Annotated in this window: 10 protein-coding genes; 5 read left to right on the forward strand and 5 right to left on the reverse strand. The window is 68.3% G+C overall.

Annotated elements, in window-relative coordinates; genetic code table 11:
- Positions 1 to 57: 57 nt before the first annotated feature.
- Entirely contained in the window at positions 58 to 789 is a 732-nt protein-coding gene (locus KUM32_RS15255; RefSeq protein WP_217142420.1) for a DUF4276 family protein, read from the reverse strand.
- A complete protein-coding gene (locus tag KUM32_RS15260) occupies positions 786 to 2,297 on the reverse strand; it encodes an AAA family ATPase (protein WP_254405598.1) in 1,512 nt (503 codons plus the stop codon). Before KUM32_RS15260 ends, KUM32_RS15255 begins: the two co-directional genes overlap by 4 nt.
- 8 nt (positions 2,298 to 2,305) lie before the next feature.
- Here KUM32_RS15260 and KUM32_RS15265 point away from each other — a divergent pair, with 8 nt between their 5' ends.
- Entirely contained in the window at positions 2,306 to 4,258 is a 1,953-nt protein-coding gene (locus KUM32_RS15265; RefSeq protein WP_308408660.1) for a hypothetical protein, read from the forward strand.
- 89 nt (positions 4,259 to 4,347) lie between these two features.
- On the opposite strand, the gene KUM32_RS15270 is transcribed toward KUM32_RS15265, so the two are convergent.
- Positions 4,348 to 4,884, reverse strand: a complete 537-nt coding sequence (locus KUM32_RS15270) for an ATP-binding protein (protein WP_374227517.1) — start codon at positions 4,882 to 4,884, stop codon at positions 4,348 to 4,350.
- A 141-nt stretch (positions 4,885 to 5,025) separates the two neighbouring features.
- On the opposite strand from KUM32_RS15270, the gene KUM32_RS15275 reads away from it, so the two are divergent.
- The 4 genes from KUM32_RS15275 (at position 5,026) to KUM32_RS15290 (ending at position 8,581) form a co-directional block, all read left to right on the forward strand.
- A complete protein-coding gene (locus tag KUM32_RS15275; RefSeq protein ID WP_217142422.1) occupies positions 5,026 to 6,147 on the forward strand; it encodes a hypothetical protein in 1,122 nt (373 codons plus the stop codon).
- Complete coding sequence (locus tag KUM32_RS15280) at positions 6,135 to 7,361, forward strand: hypothetical protein (RefSeq protein ID WP_308408661.1); 1,227 nt, start codon at positions 6,135 to 6,137, stop codon at positions 7,359 to 7,361. Before KUM32_RS15275 ends, KUM32_RS15280 begins: the two co-directional genes overlap by 13 nt.
- A 201-nt stretch (positions 7,362 to 7,562) precedes the next feature.
- Complete coding sequence (locus KUM32_RS15285) at positions 7,563 to 8,378, forward strand: helix-turn-helix transcriptional regulator (RefSeq protein ID WP_217142423.1); 816 nt, start codon at positions 7,563 to 7,565, stop codon at positions 8,376 to 8,378.
- On the forward strand, positions 8,375 to 8,581 hold the full coding sequence (locus KUM32_RS15290) for a DUF397 domain-containing protein (RefSeq protein WP_217142424.1): 207 nt from the start codon (positions 8,375 to 8,377) through the stop codon (positions 8,579 to 8,581). The genes KUM32_RS15285 and KUM32_RS15290 overlap by 4 nt, the downstream gene beginning before the upstream one ends.
- 70 nt (positions 8,582 to 8,651) lie before the next feature.
- Here KUM32_RS15290 and KUM32_RS15295 read toward each other — a convergent pair whose 3' ends face one another.
- Positions 8,652 to 13,724: a class I SAM-dependent DNA methyltransferase gene (locus tag KUM32_RS15295; protein WP_217142425.1), complete on the reverse strand. Its 5,073-nt coding sequence runs from the start codon at positions 13,722 to 13,724 to the stop codon at positions 8,652 to 8,654.
- A 24-nt stretch (positions 13,725 to 13,748) separates the two neighbouring features.
- Positions 13,749 to 16,628, reverse strand: a complete 2,880-nt coding sequence (locus KUM32_RS15300; protein ID WP_217142426.1) for a DEAD/DEAH box helicase — start codon at positions 16,626 to 16,628, stop codon at positions 13,749 to 13,751.
- Between the last annotated feature and the right edge of the window lie 398 nt (positions 16,629 to 17,026).

The raw sequence follows: 17,026 nt of genomic DNA on the forward strand, positions 1-17,026 counted from the left end.
CACCCGGATCCGAACTCTCGGGACAGCCCACCGCTTGACGCGCGACCGGGACGCCGCTCACGGGCAGGTGCACGGCCGGGACCCGCACCGCCCGATGCACGCCTCCGAAGCAGCCGCCGAGCCCGTCCTGTCCGGCACCTTGCCGCCCCTCGAAATGTGCCGCCACACACGGTCGAGCGCTGCTCTGAGATGGGTCATGAAGGCTTGCCAGGAGGGAAGTTCGGACACCGGCCCATGAGGGTCCAGGGCTTCCAGGAGTTTGTGCCGGTGCCGGGGAAACCGGCTGCGGAACATGGCCAGACGACGTCCGGAGACACCGCTCGCTGCCGCCAGGGTCTGCTGCAGGAGTTTCTTCGGATCGGGGATCCGCTCGGCAGCGCTTCCCTTGGGAAGGTCGAGCTTCATCCGTCCCCGTGGATTCTCCGCGACTCGGCGGATGGCCGCTTCGTCGAGGAGTAGCCAGGCTTCCAGGGCACGCACCGGAACGACCGCTATGTGAGGCCGACCGGCCCATTCCGAGGCCACGGCTTCGGCCACCTCCTGGTGTCGCTTCTCCGGACCCGCCCCGTCGGCGTCCCGGTGCACGATCACCAGGTCGTAGGCATCACCGAGCTTCCGCACCTCACGGAGCTTGTCCGCCACGGCATGACAGTCGGTCAACCCGAGACGGCCGAAGTCAGGAGCGGTCACCACGGCCCGCATGCCGGCCTCGGCCGCCACCGTCTCGATGTGAGGCACCAGCCCGTTGTCACTCGTTCCCTCGCCGGTGAAGAGGATGCGCAGAGTCACGCCGCCCCCAGGTCGAGGGTGATCTGAGCCCCGGGCGGGGTGGTCAGGTACGGAAGGATGTCCGCCTTGGTGACGTAGTCGCGCCTCCCGTCCGCGACACGCCACGTACCTGCCAGGGGACGCAGCCGAAGGCCGTGGGCCAGACTGCCGTCCTCTGCCCGCTGCATGGTCGCGTCCGCGAAGAGCAGGTCGTCGGGGGAGACGAGCTGAACGACACCGGGCGAGTGGGTGTTGATGAGAACCTGCCGAAAGGGGTTGTCCATGCCGGGTTTCTCGCTGGGGTCGACCGCGAGTTCCTGGACCAGTTCCACCATGGGGTTGAGGTTCGCCGGATGGATACCGTTCTCGGGCTCCTCCATGCAGATCATGCCGCGCACGGTCGGATCCTCGAGCAGCACACAGAGGGCGAGAAAACGCAGCGTGCCCTCGGACAGGCTGCGCGCAGGCAACAGCATCCCGTCGGTCTCGCGGACCTGGACCGTCAGTAGTTGTCGCACCTCGTCCTGGTCCACTCGGAGTTCGCGGACCTGAACACCCGTGAGGTCCGACAGCCGGCCGGCCACGCGCGCGTACACCTGGTCGGGATCCGTTTCGGGCAAGGTGTGCGCGACCCGGTACAGGGCGGCGGGCAGGTGCGAACCATCGACGTCCATGCTCTGCGGGTCCATGTACCGGTCCGCGCTGCGCAGAGCAGAAGGCTCCAGCGCGAGCCTGCGCCACGACTCCATCTCCCGCCGGGCGGCGAGGATCGTCGGGTCGTCACTCGACGTGATGGTCGAGACGACCGTTGCCGGAGCACGGGAGGCCGCTGCAGGTTTGGGCTGGCCCCGGCTGCCGCCGTCCTGATGGATCTTGACGATGGGTTCGCCCGAGGACGCGTCGGTGTCGGTCGAGATGTAGGGCGCGCCGCTGCGGTGCCCGGTGATGACCTCGTTGCGGAAGCGACCTGCGCTGTGGGGAAAACGAAGGTGGTTCTTGGCGGTTCCCTTGGTGATGTGCTGCAGGTTCTCACGCAGCAGCGTCAATCGGCCGAAGCGGTCGAGTCCGGAGGGCTCCTGATAGCCGATCTCCAGCTCGTAGCGCAGGAAGGAGGTCGTCGGTTTGGCCACCCGTCCGAAATCGTCCTCGATCACGGGTGGAACGATCATCTCGGCGGCGAACCGCATGCGGTGCCGCCCCGCTCCGAACCCCTTCCAGAAGAGGTCCCTCGGGTCGCCGTGTCGTTCGCCGTGCACCCCCCGGACCTCCTGCGCGGCCTCCATCATGGATCGGTCGGCGAGGAGGGACAGGAACTGGATCGCGTCGAACACGTTCGACTTGCCGGTCCCGTTCCCTCCTGCGATGCAGGTGAACGGCCCGAAGTCGATCGACAGGTCCAGCAGGTTCTTGAACCCGTGGACCTCCAATCGGGTCAGCATCGGCCCTCCGTCATGTCTGGCTTCCGCGCGCGATCGGTCATCTTCCGCGCGCGGAACGTCGTGGCTCAGCGTATCCGGGTGGGCTGACATCGGTTTGCGTGTTCGACGGGGTCATTCCGCTGAGGGCCGGCACGCGCCAAGAGTGGACACGTATCCGGAACTGCCATGGCACGGTACGTCGGCTGCCACCGAACCGCAGGCCATCGAACCGTAGACTTCGGCAGCGAACGCCGACGACGCATGGCCGTTGTGCGCCCTCGTGGGGAGGAAACCGAATGCAGGCCCCTTCGGAATCGACAGAGATCGCGGAGCCCGAGCAGAACGGCCAGAGCGATACCGCCGACTCACCGGTCGTGGACGATCCGGCATCCGGATCGGACACCGATCCGGCGACGGCATCGACGGTCCTCGCGGAGGTGCTCCCAGGGGTCGCCGTCGTCCTCGGTGAGGTCCCGGCGGAGTTCGAGTCCGATCTGATCGACTTCGGGCTCGTGCCGTCCGCCGACCGCGAGGAGATCTCCATGGTCCTCGCCTCGATCGGGAACGCGGCGACCGTGGCCGGCAACCTGGCCAACGCGTTCGCCGGTGTGCAGGGGCTCTACAGGATCAGCAGTGCGACACAGGCCCTGCTGAAGGCAGGCGGAACGCTCGCCGTCAAGGATGGCGCGAACCTCGGGGCGGTGTTCGTCAACGGCAAGATCGTCGCTCAGGCACGTCTCATCCCCGTGACGTCCGTGAGCACGGCGCAGAACGCGGCCACGCTCGGGCCGGCGCTGGCCATGGTCGCGCTTCAGATGCAGCTGAGTGAGATCACGGGCCTTGTGAGGACCAACATCGCGTTGACGAGCCAGGTGCTCACCACCATCCGCAACGAGCAGTGGGCCGAACTGACAGGACTCGTCACCACCGTCGAGCGCGCGATCGACCAGGCGCGCGCGGTCGGATCGGTCCCCGCCTCCCTGTGGGAGACCGTCGCGGGTAATGAGGCGGCACTGAGCAAGCAGCTCGACCTGTACCGGCGGAACGTCCGCGGCCACGTCGGTCAGATCGACCAGGCCGACACACGCCGCCTCCGTGAGTACCTGCAGACGAACGCCGAGGCGATCGTCTTCGACACCCACGCCCTGCTGTCCTCCCTCAAGGCATGGACCGGCTACCAGGCACTGCGCGCCGGAAAGGCGAGGACCGCAGGACGCGATGACGCCGACGAAGCACGCCTTGTCGACGTCATCGCGCGCGACACTCGCATGGAGCTGGACTCCTCCCTCGCCGAGACGAAGCGCCTCGTCGACGCACTGACGCGGGAGCTGCGTATCATCGCCGAGCTTCCCGGACGCGAGACGCTGGCACAGTCACTGCCAGGGAAGCGGAGGGACTCGAAGGCGGCCCGCCAGACCACCGCCCGTCTTCTGGAGGCGATCAAGCCGCTTGCCGAGGCTCTTCGTCCGACGACCCCTCCGCTCGAGGCTCCGGACGTCGTCTGCGCACCCGAATCGCTGGATCTCAAGCCGTACCTCCGCATCCTGCGGTGGTACGTCGAGGACGGTGAGACCCTGCGTGTCCTCGGCTTCCCGGACCAGCTCGATGCCCTGGGACCGATTTCCGCGATTCTTGACGGGGCGAAGGAGAAGTTGGCGGCAGCGAGGGACAAGGCTGCGGCGAAGACACTGGTCGCCGTCACGGACCGCCGCATCCTCACCACCAAGACGAACGCATTCCTTGAGCAGGGCGAGATCCGCCAAGAAATCCCGATCGACCGAGTCCGGTACGTCCGAGCGGCGACCACAGAGGACAAGAGTGCGCGCTTGGCGATCGACCTCATCACGCGTGACGAGAGCATCCGATGGGTCTTCCGCGCCGACATCGACAACGCTCAAGTGGACGCGCTCGCCGCCGTGCTCGCCGAGTCGATGACGATTCCGGACGAGGAGCGTGAAGCGCTTCAACGGCGGCGCCGCGCTCCCCTTGAGGCGGGCAAGAAGGGTGGCGGTACCGGCACGACGCCCACGGAGCCGGCTGAATCCGAGACCACGACCTGTGGGGCCGGGTAGACCGCGAGTCACCTGCCGAGGAGCGCCCCGGCCGCGGAAATCGAGCGTCGTCGGTTCGGTGCGCTGCCGTCGTGCGCGTGACGCGGTCGTCATGGGCTTGGCGGCAGGCCGACTGAGCGCCGCGGGGGCGCCGGTGTCTGCGGACGGATACTGCCGGGCCGATCGCTCGACGCGGTGTCCAGTACCGCCCACACGGTCTTGCCGGGGCCGCGGCGGTCGGTGACGCCCCAGTCGTCGGCCAGGGCGGCGACCAGGAGGAGGCCGCGGCCGGACTCGGACTCGACACCTGGCTCCGTGGGGCCGGTGACGACGGGCCGGTGTTCCGCGCGGGTGTCGGAGACCTCCACGCGTAGCCGTCCGCCGTCCGCCTCGGCGGTGAGCCGGACGTGGAAGTCCCGGCCGGGGACGCGTCCGTGCCGTACGGCGTTGGCGGACAGCTCGGCGGTGATGAGGGTCAGCGTCTCGTTGACGTCACTGTCGTAGGGGTGGCCCCAGGAGTCCAGGCAGTGCGCGACGAAGCGCCGGGCCAGGCGGGCGCCGCGCGGGGTGGAGGTGAACACCATGGCGAAATCGCGTGTTGTCGTGGACGCGGACGACGGGTATCGAGGGGATGGTGAGAGGTGCATGACGGCAGCGTCCCTGCCGTGACGGGCGTGTCACCAGAGGTGACGCCTGTACGACGGGCCGCTGTACGTCGGGGGCGCCGCCCGCGAAGGGCAGCGTGGCGGAATCGGCGGCAAGGGGCGGGGACCTGCGGGGGGACGGGTATGACAACGACCGGATCAACGGATGAGAGACCGGAGCCGCAGCCGGACGGTGCCGATGGTGCGGACGACGCACGCGCGGAGCCGGCCGCACCGGCAGGGCAGGACGGGGACTCCGACGGCAGCCCGCCGGCCGTACCCGCGCAGCCCTCGCGGCAGAGCGACGCCGACGAGGGCAACGGCCCTCGTGAGAGCTTTGCTTCGATCGTCGCCGAGACGCTCGGCCTGGCGCCAGGCGCCTCCCGGCGTCGTAGAGCGGTCACCCTGCTCGTGATGGTGTCGCTCGCCTTCGTGGCCGTCTTCCGGGACACGCTGATCGACTACGTCATGATCGAAACCAGTGTGGCCAGGGAGAACGACTCCAACGCGGAGTACGACGCCAACAAGGTGCCGTTCACGGTGTCCGTGCGGCCGGAGGAGGACGAGCCCGAGACATGGGCGATGGTTCTCGACCGGGCCCTGACTCCCGACGAGCAGTGGAAAGCGGTGGCCGGCGGCAACCGCTCGGCCACCTTCTCGTACCTGAAGGAACTGGGCGGCCATCCACTCGCGGACGAGGCCACGCTGGAGTACGCCCCCGAGCGGTACAAGAAGCAGCTGGCGTCGGGGGCCATCGGGAGGTACGCCGACGTGTTCCAGATGAACGTGATGAGCACCCGGTCCACCTCGGTGGTCATCAACGACTGGAAGGTCACCGACGTCACCTGCCGGAAGAGCACCGGGCACACCGTCGTTATGCTTCCGGAGCAGGGCGGAGCAGCCTACGAAGGTCTCCAGCTCCACATTCCGCCCCTCGCCGGCGAACCGGTGCTGACCGATGAGACCGAGGGACAGGGCGAGCCCTACTTCAGCACCCGTTACCTCGAGGTCGGAGGCGGCCAGCCCTCGGGCGGTTTCAAGGTGCACGCGATCGCGCCACCGGGGCAGTCGTGCGAGTGGGGCATCAAGGTCCGCTACACCGATTCCTACCAGGAAACGCGGTGGGTCCAGCTGAAGGACGGCAAGGGAAAGCCCTTGCGCCTTCACACAGATTCCGTCCCCGTGGACCCCCGGCGGACGTGGGTTCTCATCGTCCAGCCGTGGAGACTGTGCGACCAGAAGGATTTGTCGAAGTGCGTCACATAGTCGGCAGAGCCATGGTTCTCGTCCTCCTGGCCATGCTGTGCGTCCAGGGATGCAGCGCGGAGTCGAGCAAGGAGAAGCCGGACACCGCGACGCCCGTGCCCCCGGCGCCCTACAGCGGCAACCAGGAGTACGTCCTTCCGGACAGCGCCTTCGCCCGCGAGGACACCGTCATCACCGCGGCCTGCGGCTCGGCCTCGGGGGGCGTCGGTGTCCTGGTGCAGGCCTGGGACCCCGAGCGGTGGGAACCGCGTGGGAAGCGGTACTTCCGCCTGCCGGACGATGTCGCTCTCGCCGACTTCCCGGGAATCAAGGCGATCAGCAGCCCTCTCGTGGACCTGTGCGGCATGATGCCGACCGAGCCGTCTCCCTACGGCGTGGACGACCTCGAGTACATGTCTCCCCGGGTCCGCGCCCTGTTCGACCTGGCGTTCACCCGCATGGCGGTGGTGTTCCGGAACCCCGACGGCAAGAGCACCCATGCCGGCTTCCTGGAGAGCGGCACCAGTTCCGACAACTCCGTCCGTCTGAGCGGCGCGACGGGTGATGACGAGCAGAACGCCGTGATGTCGCCGGACGGGCGCAGTGTGTGGTTCACCTATTCCGATTCCGCCGGTAGGCACAGGATCGGCTCCCGGCCCGCCGAGGGGGACCACGGATTGTCGGACGAGGGCCCGGCGACCGGCCACGGCCTTCCTCTGGTCGTCTCCGGGAAGCCTCCGCACGCCGTCCAGGCGAACATGGTCCACCTCGCTCCCGACGGCCGTCGCCTCACCGCGACGGCGCCGCAGGTCTTCGGGCACGTCTTCGACACGCTGGATTCCTCGGGGCCGCTCACGGAGACGTCGGCCCGCCCGGCCACCCTGCTCAGTGGATGCGTCGGCATCGTCGGCTGGATCGGCGACGACCGGGTGTTGTGCCGCAACCAGTCCGGCTCCTTCCAGGCCGTGGAAGCCCGTTCCGGTCGTGTGGAGGGAGCAGAGATCTCCGTGGTCGACTCGAGCGAGCTCACTGCCAACGCGGTGATTGCCGAGGGGATGCTGGTCTCGGCGGACCGCAAACGGTTCATCGTCGCCGTCCACATGCCCAACGACCGGTACGGGTCCCGGAGCGATGGGACCGACTTCCAGGTGGTGTCGATCTCGGGGAAAGAAGATACGCCCCACATCGTCCACGATGCCCTGACCAACAGCACGGTGTTCCTGGAGTGGCGGTGAATCGCGCGAGTGCGGGTGTACAGGCGGGAGCTGTACGGGGGAGGGCGGGGCGCTTGTCCCTGGTACGGGGGAAGCGGGGCCAAGCGGCGCGAAGGCGACGGTGCGTGTCTTTAGGGTGAGCTGTGAGTGACGGTCGGGTTTGGTGCCTGCGGTGGGTTGTGGAGCGGGTGCCTGTGTGCGGGTGGGTGAGGTGAGGTCACCGTGACGGCTCAGAGTGAGGGCGAGGCGGGCATCCTGCGGTGCTTCGGACAGCAGGTGCGGCTGCTGCGGACGAGCCGGGGGCTGACGCGGGCGGAGTTGGGTGCGCAGCTCGGGTACGGCGAGGACATGGTCGCGTCGGTGGAGTTGGGGCGGCGTATTCCGAGGCCGGAGTTCATCGAGCGGGCGGATGCGGTGCTGGAGGCCGGCGGGCTGTTGGCGGTGATGAAGGAGGAGGTGGCGCGGGCGCGGTATCCGGCGTTCTTCCGGGACGCGGCGAAGCTGGAGGCGGAGGCGGTTGAGCTGCATGTGTACGCCAACCAGGCCGTGCCGGGGCTGTTGCAGGTCGAGGAGTACGCGCGGGTGGTGTTCGAGATGTGGCGCCCCCTCCTGGACGAGGAGACCGTGAACCAGCGCGTAGCTGCCCGGCTGGCTCGCCAGGAGTTGTTCTCACGCAGGCCGATGCCGACGATCAGCTTCGTCATCGAGGAGAGCACCCTGCGTCGGCCACTGGGAGGGAACGCGGTGATGCGGGCTCAGTTGGAGCAGATCCTCCTCTACGGCCAGCAGCGCAACGTCGAGATCCAGGTCATGCCGACCGACCGCCGCCAACATGCCGGGATGGGCGGCCCGTTCACCTTGATGGAGACGAGCAAGGCGCAGAGGATCGCCTACGTGGAGGTGAACGAGCACAGTCACCTCTACAGTGAGCGGCCGGTGGTCCGGGGGTTCGAAGAGCGATACGGCATCCTGCGAGCGCAGGGCCTCACGCCCGCGGAGTCGCTGACCTTCGTTCAGAAGCTGTTGGGAGACCTATGAACACGGAAGACGCACGCTTTCAGCCCCGCTCGGAGCTGCACTGGTTCAAGAGCAGCTACAGCAGTGGCGCGGGCGGCGAGTGCGTGGAGGTCGCTGTCGCCGGTGGCGCCGTTCACGTGCGGGACTCGAAGCAGGTGGAGGCTGGTGGGCCCATGCTGAGGGTCGGCACGGTGGCGTGGTCGGTGTTGCTTGAAACGATGTGAGCTCGTACGGCTACCCACGACGGTCGGCGCTTCTGACGGAAGCGCCGACCGTCGTCATGAGGCACGGATCTCAGGCCTCACGGCTCTCCGGCGGAGTCCAGCGACCGGCGGCGATCTCCTTGTCCAAGCGGGCCTGGAAGTGCGCGTGCGCGGCACGCATCTCGGCCTCGCGGTCGGCCTTATAGAAGGGGGCGCTGTAGCCCTGTGGGGGTGCGACGGCCTTTGGGTTCTCAAGGTGGGCCATGAGCTCGATGTAGTCCTGCTTCGTCTGGTTGTAACCGAAGGTGTGATGGCTTGCCGCGATTTTGCGACCAGCCGAGTCAAAATACATTTCTGACTCGCGCTGAGCGAGAATGTAGAACCGCGACTTGTAGATCGTCACCAACTGGTCGGCAGTGATGCCTAGCCAAACAGCCACCAAAGCGTCGAGTTCAACGAGAGCGGCACGGCGCTCAAGTTCGGTACGCAGCGGCGTGCTGTAATTCCAAGTCGGATTTAGGTCTCCTGTAAGCGGCTTGAGGTCGGGCCAGCGGGAAACAGCCCAAGTCTCATACGCGGGCCATGTGGGGTGGAAGAGTTCTTGCCACAGTGTGGCGTAAGCGCTTGAAAGACAATTGAGGCGGAGGGTGCGAATGAGGAGTGGGTCCGCCAAGGGATGGTCGGGGGAAGGGGCAGGCATCTTGTGGGCCTCGGACACCTCGACATGTGAGCGGCCCGTAATGCGTAGCAGGTAGTCGAGTGGCAGTGTTGCCCAGAAGCCGGCTGTCAGTGCCGTGAGTCGGTTGTTAGATAGTGCCATGGAATGCACTGCGGCGACATGTGAAGGTCCTGGTGGGATGAGCGCAGCGAAGAGGCTTCGTTCCGTGTCAAACGGAACCATGGCGCGCCACGCCATACGGAAATATTCTGTATACCTACGCCCGTCCCAGCGATCTTGTGTTGTATTGAAGCGATCCAAGGTTGTGGCGCGAACGTAATTAGTGCGCGGGAGGATATTTTCCGGGGTTTCGGTGAGATCGAAGTAGTGATAGTCGTTGTGGTTGCGTAGGGGGAGATTGGGCTCCTTTTCGAAGGGAGTTGCAACCCCGAAGTGAGGGCCTTGCAGGATCAGGTCGTTCAGGGAATCAATGTCGGAAGTTTGCCATGAGTAGAGCCCGAGCTTCCTGGTTGCAAGGTTCTCATGCATCCCGACGGTAATGCGTGGGCTCCAGTGTCCGAGTTTCACGGGGAAGGTGGCCAGCGCTTGAATCGCGCCTTCTTCTTCGAGTGTTACAGGATAGAGCAAGGGAGTCTGGGCCTCGGGGGCGTCCCGGTGCCCGGATAGGGCGTGCCATTCGGCGAGGCGATTATTGTCCACGTGTAGAAGGCGAGCCTTGTGCGGGCGCACGTCGAATGCTCCGTTGTCCTTCATGCCGGGTGAGCGCCCTTGGCTGTCATGTCTCATGGAGGCGAGAAGAGTTTCCGGTGTGAACAGCCAACTCACGTGAGTAAAATGGATCTCCTGTTGGGTTCCGTAGACGTTGACGGAGAATTGACGCGTCTCCTTAACGTCGGGGAAGATGCGGAGTTGGTTCCAGAAGTGGGCGTGGAAGCGAAGGTGGCGATACGCGGATTCCCGTAGCGTTCCTTCCTTGCGCCCGCCAAAATGTGTGTCAGGGTGGATTAGTCCGGCCATCCCCTCCGGGCGCGCGTTTCGCCAGATCTGGGTCATGAACGCTCGGTACAAGTCTGGGCGCGTCCCATTGAGCAGCGGGTAGGTCGACTGGGCGCTGAGTAGCGTTGCGGTGCCGCTCACTTGGGTCAGTTCGTTCACGTAAAAGGTAAGGCCTCTATCGGGATGGAGTACTTCGCTCTTTCGGATGCGCCATTCTTCCGCGTTGGGCTTGCTTGTGAGTACGAACCATGGTTCCACTTCAGCTAGGACTACGTCCTCCTGCCAGTCCGGCCGCACCCAGGGCGGATTTCCCACCTGTAGATCAAATCCGTCCCGCGCGCCGAAAACGTTGCCGAACTCCAACTCCCAGTGGAAGAACCCCTGCCGCTCAGCCACATCCCGCGCAACCCCCGCCCACGGATACCGCGACTCCAGCGAGGTGAAGCGCTCCATGCCCATCCACTCGGGCAGCTCATCCTCGTACCGCTCCAGCGCATCCAACGTGTCGAACTGGGACACCAGTGAGCCCGCCGGTACGTCATCCGTGCCCAGCAGCGACTCCGCGAAGTCCAGCCAGTCCTCCAGGGAGGTCAGGGCGATCACCGGGCGGCGTTCGCCGCGGATCTGTTCCTTGCGGTTGCCGCCCCGCGTGGCCTTGGACTTGACCTCGACGACCTGGACGTCACCGAACAGGTCCTCCGACTCGTACGTCTCCCGTGCGGGCGTACCCGACTGGGCCGGGACCGCCGACACCGTCCACTCGCCCGAGCGCGAGGCGACCTCCGCCGCCCGTGCGTACGACTCGTGGGAGCCGTCCAGCAGCGCGGCGTCCTGTACGGGCCAGAACCAAAGGGCGCACCACGCGTCCATCAGCGTCTTCAGGCGCCAGTACGGAGTGTCGACGGCCTCCAGGTCGGCCTTGACCTTCTCCCTCGGGACGGCGACCTCGGGGGAGCGCAGCCAGCCGTCTTCCGCGCCCCAGACGTCGACGCGGCGCGAGATCTCGCGCTCGGAGATTTCCAGCCGGCGGACGACCAGCCCCCACAGGTACTCCGCCCGCCGGGCGAGGCCCTGGAGCCGCTTGGTCTGCGTGGTGTTGGGGGACTTGGTGATCGCCTTGCGCCAGGCGGCGAGCGCCTTCGCCTCCTCCGGGGCCAGTGCCTTGGCCTCCTTCTCGGCGGCGACCGCGCCCCACTCCTTCGCCGGGAGGAGGAAGTGGTGCACCGCGCCCTCGGGCAGCGGGGCGCCCGCCAGCGCTTCCGACAGCGGGAAGCATTCGGGGGTGGTGCCCAGCCAGCCGCCCTTCTTCAGTTTCTCCGCCGGGTAGATCTCGCGACGCCCGCCGATCAGCGAGTTGCCGCGCCGCAGGTGCAGGCCGAACCAGGGGGCCTCCATGCCGGGGTGCATGGTGTTCAGCCACAGGGAGACCTCCGCCAGCTCCACGGCCGTGTCGTTCAAGTCCACGCCGTAGGAGTTGTGCAGGGCGATGTACGCCTTGGCCTTCTGGAGTTCGACCGCGTACTTCTCGGTGTCGATGGCGACGCCCAGCTCGTCCTGGCGGCGGCGCAGGTACTCCGCGGCGACCTGGTTGATCGCCTCGTTGAGGAACGCGCCCGAACCGAGCGCCGGCTCGCAGATCTTCCAGTCGAGGAGTTCGCGCGCCTCGGTCACCGTGTCGTCCTGGTCGAGGCGGTGTTGCAGCGCGAGCTGGACCGTCACCCGGGTCAGGGACTCTGGGGTGTAGTAGGAGGCGGACGTCTGGCGGTCGCGGCCCGACAGGCGGTACACGAACGCGCCCGGCGCGTACCACACGCGCTCCGCCGCGCCCGTGTCCTCGTCCTTCTGGCGGACGAACACCTCGTCGGGGTACTCGTCGGCCTTCGTGGCCGGGATCAGCCAGGAGCCGTCCTTCGGGTCGCCGTTCTTCGCGACCTCGTACAGCTTCTCGCCCGCGACGAAGCCCGAGTAGGACATCAGGCCCTCGTACACGGCGCCGAGCTGGTTGATGCCGAGCTGGGCGTAGGAGATGAAGCCGCCGCGCTCGCGCCGCTTGCCGCGGGTCAGCATCAGCAGGCGCAGCACCCGGTACAGGGTCGCGTTGCGCAGGCGGGTGTCGATGAAGCGCTCCCCGCCCTCGGAGATGCCCTCGGTGTCGACGCGCGGGTCGGGGATGGCGTGGCGGCCGATCAGCCGGATCGCGTCCGGCTCGAACAGCTTGGAGTGCAGCGGCTCGAAGCGTAGGCCCATGTCCTCCGAGGTTTTCGCGGGCACCGCCCCGGTCGGCTCCGCGGCCACGCCGTGGGTGCGGCGCGGGCGGTGACCCTCCTGGACCTTGCGGAAGAGCAGGTCCAGCGACTCGTACAGGTAGAAGCCCTCGCGGGACTTCTCGTCGACGAGGTCGCGCTCGGCGATCAGCTCGCCGAGCCGGCCGAGGCCGTAGCCCATCTGGTACTCGGGGTAGTCCGAGGGCAGGATGCCCAGCTCGGGGCGGGCCTCGGCGTACAGCAGGAACAGGATCCGGTACAGGTAGCGCAGCGACTCGCGGGTCAACTGTCGGCCCAGTTCGGGGAGTTCCTTGACCTCCTCCGGGCGGACGCCGGCCTCGCGGAGCCGGTCCAGGACCTCGTTGGCGATGAGTTCGACGCTCAGCCGCAGGCCGTCGCGGAGTTCGCTGGAGACGCCCACCGCGTGCTTGGTCGACTTGTCGAGGAGGGTGGCGAGGGGGTTCTCGCCGCCCTCCTCCGGGGTGCGCAGCGAGTCGGCGCCGAACAGGGCGGCCACCGTGTCGATCTCGCCGCCCGCCTTGGTGTCGTTGCGTTCCAGCACCCGGTCCAGGGACACGGCCAGGTAGCGGCCCTCGCCCCACGCGGCGCGGTCGGCGAGGACGACGACGCCGCCGACCAGCAGCAGGACGTAGCGGGGGGCGTCCTCGCAGGCGAAGAGGAAGGAGGCGAGCTTGGAGCCGGTGGTGACGGTGTGCTGGCCGTCCAGGCGCAGCTCGGCCAGGAGGCGTCCGGCGCCCTCGGGGTCCAGGGCGTCGTCCGGTTCGGCGGACCAGCCGCAGTCCAGGGCGACGAGGTCCTTCTCCGCGTGCGCGACCGTCACCTCGTACGACTGGTCGGCGCGCACGACGGTGAGCGTGTCCGGCTTGGCGTCGTAGCCGAGGGCGCGCAGCACCTGCGCATTGAGCGCGTGGACGCGGTCGCGCCACTCGGGGGCGTCGTACGTCACGGCGTCGTCGCCGGTGGCCGCGCGCTCCTCGTCCATCGTGAAGTAGGAGCGGGCCGCGAAGTAGGGGCGGCGCAGCGCCCGCAGGCCGGCGCGCGGGGTGAGGGGCAGGGCGTCCTCGGGGCGCTCGGTGCCGGCGGCGTCCTCCTCGCGCTGCTTCCACTCGGCGAGCAGGCCGGACTTGAGGTCCTTGGGGAGGACCTCGGCGAGGTAGTGCGCGGAGAAGTAGTCGCCGCGGTTGACCAGGGAGTCGAACGTCATCGTGGTGAACCTCTGGGTGATGGGTCAGGCGGCGGCGTGGGCCGGGGCGAGGACGGCGAGGACGCGGAGCATCGGGCGGCCGGTTGTGAGGAGGGAGTCCGCGAGGGAGGCGAGACGGTCGCGGGTCGCGGTGGGCGTGGGACCGCCGTTCGTCAGCGTCGGCTGCTCCCACGAGCCCAGGCGGGCCTTGTACTCCTCGATGGGCGCCCGCAGGGGCTCGTCCCACGCCTCGCGGTGCTGCTCCAGGAAGGCCTCCGCGGTGTCCAGGACGCCGGGGATCGCCTCGGCCAGGCGGGCCGTGTCGTGGGCGAGGCCCGGGTTCGCCATCATCGGGCCGACCTGGGCGCGGCGCAGTATCGCCACCATGTCGTCGTCGACCTCGCCGTCCGTGGTGACCGCCATCCACTTGACGACGGTCGGGCGGCCGAGCGCGTTGGAGTAGATGCCCTGCACGAGGTACGTGGGCCGCGGCACGTCGGCGGTCAGGACCGGCGCCTCCTGGCGGTCCAGGCGGACCAGGACCTTGTCCGTGAGCCACTCCATGACCGGGTGCAGGTCGGTCAGCAGGGAGATGTCGGGCCAGCTCGATGTCGCCGAGGCGCGGGCACGGACCAGGCTGTGGTCGGCGAGCCGCCGGTTGAAGGTGACCTTCAGGCGGTCGCGCAGGCCCTGCTCGCGGACGTAGTCCGGGGGCAGCGCCTTGAGGCGGTGGACCAGGTCGGAAGGCGGGACGAAGGAGAGCAGGCCGGTCTCGGGGTCGGCGGACAGGTCCAGCCGGTCGTGGGCGTCCGGGTAGACCTCGCGCAGCGCCTCGTCGAGGAACTCGCGGGCGGAGGCGAACAGCCGGGGCACGTGGGCCCGGGGGACCGTCCCGCCGTCTCCCTCGTCCGCGCCGCCGCCGGTGGCGACCTCCTCGGGTTCGTCGTTCACGGCGCCGAAGAAGTCGGCGAGGAAGTCGTCCACCCCCTCGTCGGCGTCGGCGGTGTGGCGGGAGTCCAGGGACTCGTCCACGTCACGGCCCCGCAGCAGGTCCTGGATGAGGGACTTCTCCTCGGCCTCCGCCCGGTACAGGCCGGACACCGCCTCCGCCGTGCCCAGCGACCGGTGGGCCTCGGCCTCGCGGTCCAGCAGGCGCTCCGCGACGAGGGTGTCGTCCTTCGCGCCGTCGACGGAGCTGGTGAGGATCAGCGCCCGGAACTGCGGCTGGTGCGGCTGCCCGTAACGGTCGATGCGGCCGTTGCGCTGCTCGATGCGGATCAGCGACCAGGGCACGTCGTAGTGGATCAACTGGTGGCACTGGCGGTGCAGGTTGACGCCCTCGGAGGCGACGTCGCCGGTGAACAGGATGCGTACCGGCGTGTCCGCGAGGCCGAAGTCCTCCACGCACTGCATCTGCTGCTCGTCGGACAGACCGCCGTGCATGACCCGGGCGGCCTGCTCGGCGGCCTTCCCCTTGAAGCCGAGGGCCACCGGCACGGTCCGCGCCAGCCACTCCAGGGTCTGCACCCGCTCGGAGAAGACGACGACCCGGGTGTCGGACTTCGGCCCGACACCGATCTCCCGCAACTGCTCCACCAGGGCCCCGAACTTGCCCGAGTCCGTCTCGGTCATGCCCGACGCCAGCTCCAGCAGCCGGTGCAGGGCGGCGCGTTCGGTGGCCGTCGCCTCCGGGTCGTCCTTCTTCTCCAGCGACTTGACGCGCGTGGTGACCGTGGCCTTCAGCGCCGCGTGGGAGGAGAGGAAGGACTTCAGCAGCGTGTACGGGAACAGGGGGACATCGCTGACCGACTTCGCGCCGTCCGACGGCAGCCAGACCGCGGCCAGCTCCTCGAAGATCTTCTCCTCGGCGGGGGTGGCCGTCACTCGGATCGAACGGGAGGGGCCGCGGTCCGCCCACTGGCCCTTCATCTGCTCCCGCACCTCGGGGCTGACCTTGGTGCGCCGGATGAACAGGTGCTTGATGTCCTCGGCGCGGTAGTGCTCCGGGTCGCGGATCGCGGCCGGGTCGAGCAGGGAGATCAGCTCGGCGAAGGAGCGGGCGTCGCCGTTGTGCGGGGTCGCCGAGGCCAGCAGCAGGGCGTCCGTGTGCGGGGCGAGGGTACGGGCGAGCTGGTTGCGCAGGGAGCCCTTGTTGATGAGGTTGTGCGACTCGTCGATGACGACCGCGTCCCAGGTGATCCGCTCCAGGTGATGCTTGTACTGGTCGGTGTTCTTCAGGGTGTCGATGGAGACGATGACCCGCTTGAAGTACGTGAACGGGTTGCGGCCGGCGGGGATCTCCCGCTGGATCCGCTCGATGCCCACCGAGTCCAGGCGCACCAGCGGGATCGCGAACCGCGTCCACAGCTCGTGTTGGAACTGCTCCAGGACGTGCTGCGGGGTGACGACGAGGATCCGCTCGCCCCGGCCCCGGCGGATCAGCTCGGCGAGGGTGAGACCGATCTCCAGGGTCTTGCCGAGGCCGACGACGTCCGCGATGAGCAGGCGGGGGCGCAGGTTGCGGCCCGACAGGGCGAGCTGCGCGGGACGCTGCTGGTAGGGGAGGGAGTCCAGGAGGAAGGAGTCCGCGAGTGCCAGGCCTCGCTCGGCCTGCGGCAGCGGCGTCTTGCGCAGGACCGCCTCCAGGAACAGGCGCGAGCGGCGGAAGGTGGGCGAATCGTCCCGCACCAGGCGGGTCCGCCTCGGGTCGAGCAGCTCGATGGTGTCCAGGCCGGTGAAGAACACCGCCTCCTGGTCGCGCACGAAGTCCGACGCGCCCACCGCCTCGACCCGCACACCGTCGTGCTCGGTCCGTGTGGCGTTGCGGACCAGCCACACCTCGTCCCGTACGAGGATCTGGGCGCCCGGCGGGAACTGGGCGTCCTCACCACTCACCGTGGGAGTGATGCTCAAGTCGGCGGTCACGCGGGTGCCTCCTGGGCGTTCGTGTCGATGGGGTGGCTGCGTCCCCCGGCGGGTGGACGGTGAGCGTACGGCCGGACCGGCGGGACGTGAGTCGGGGGAGCGGTCGTGCGACGGGTTGCGGCAGGCCGTGACGGGGATCAGAAGGGGGCCTTCGCCGCATACGCGGCACGGAGACGCTCCGCCGTCCTGCGGGCCTGTACGGAGTGGCGCAGGGTGTGCGTCGTCGTCCTGGGCCGTCTGGATACCGTGGGCGGGCGGTCCGACGCCGGCTGTTCAGTCGTCGGCTGTTCACGCGAAGAGCCGTCGGAGGGGTCCCGGGGCGCCGGAGTCACCGGGCCGGGGGCGACCAGGGTGGGGGAGGAAGACGGGACGTCGGCGGGGGCCGGCGTGTCCAAGTC

The organism is Streptomyces sp. AC627_RSS907 (genome assembly GCF_019049165.1).

Coding starts and splice junctions, on each gene's coding strand:
- KUM32_RS15270 (WP_374227517.1), bottom strand. CDS start 4,884: ATGCACCTCTCACCATCCCCTCGATACCCGTCGTCCGCGTCCACGACA.
- KUM32_RS15260 (WP_254405598.1), bottom strand. CDS start 2,297: ATGTCAGCCCACCCGGATACGCTGAGCCACGACGTTCCGCGCGCGGAA.
- KUM32_RS15290 (WP_217142424.1), top strand. CDS start 8,375: ATGAACACGGAAGACGCACGCTTTCAGCCCCGCTCGGAGCTGCACTGG.
- KUM32_RS15275 (WP_217142422.1), top strand. CDS start 5,026: ATGACAACGACCGGATCAACGGATGAGAGACCGGAGCCGCAGCCGGAC.
- KUM32_RS15295 (WP_217142425.1), bottom strand. CDS start 13,724: ATGACGTTCGACTCCCTGGTCAACCGCGGCGACTACTTCTCCGCGCAC.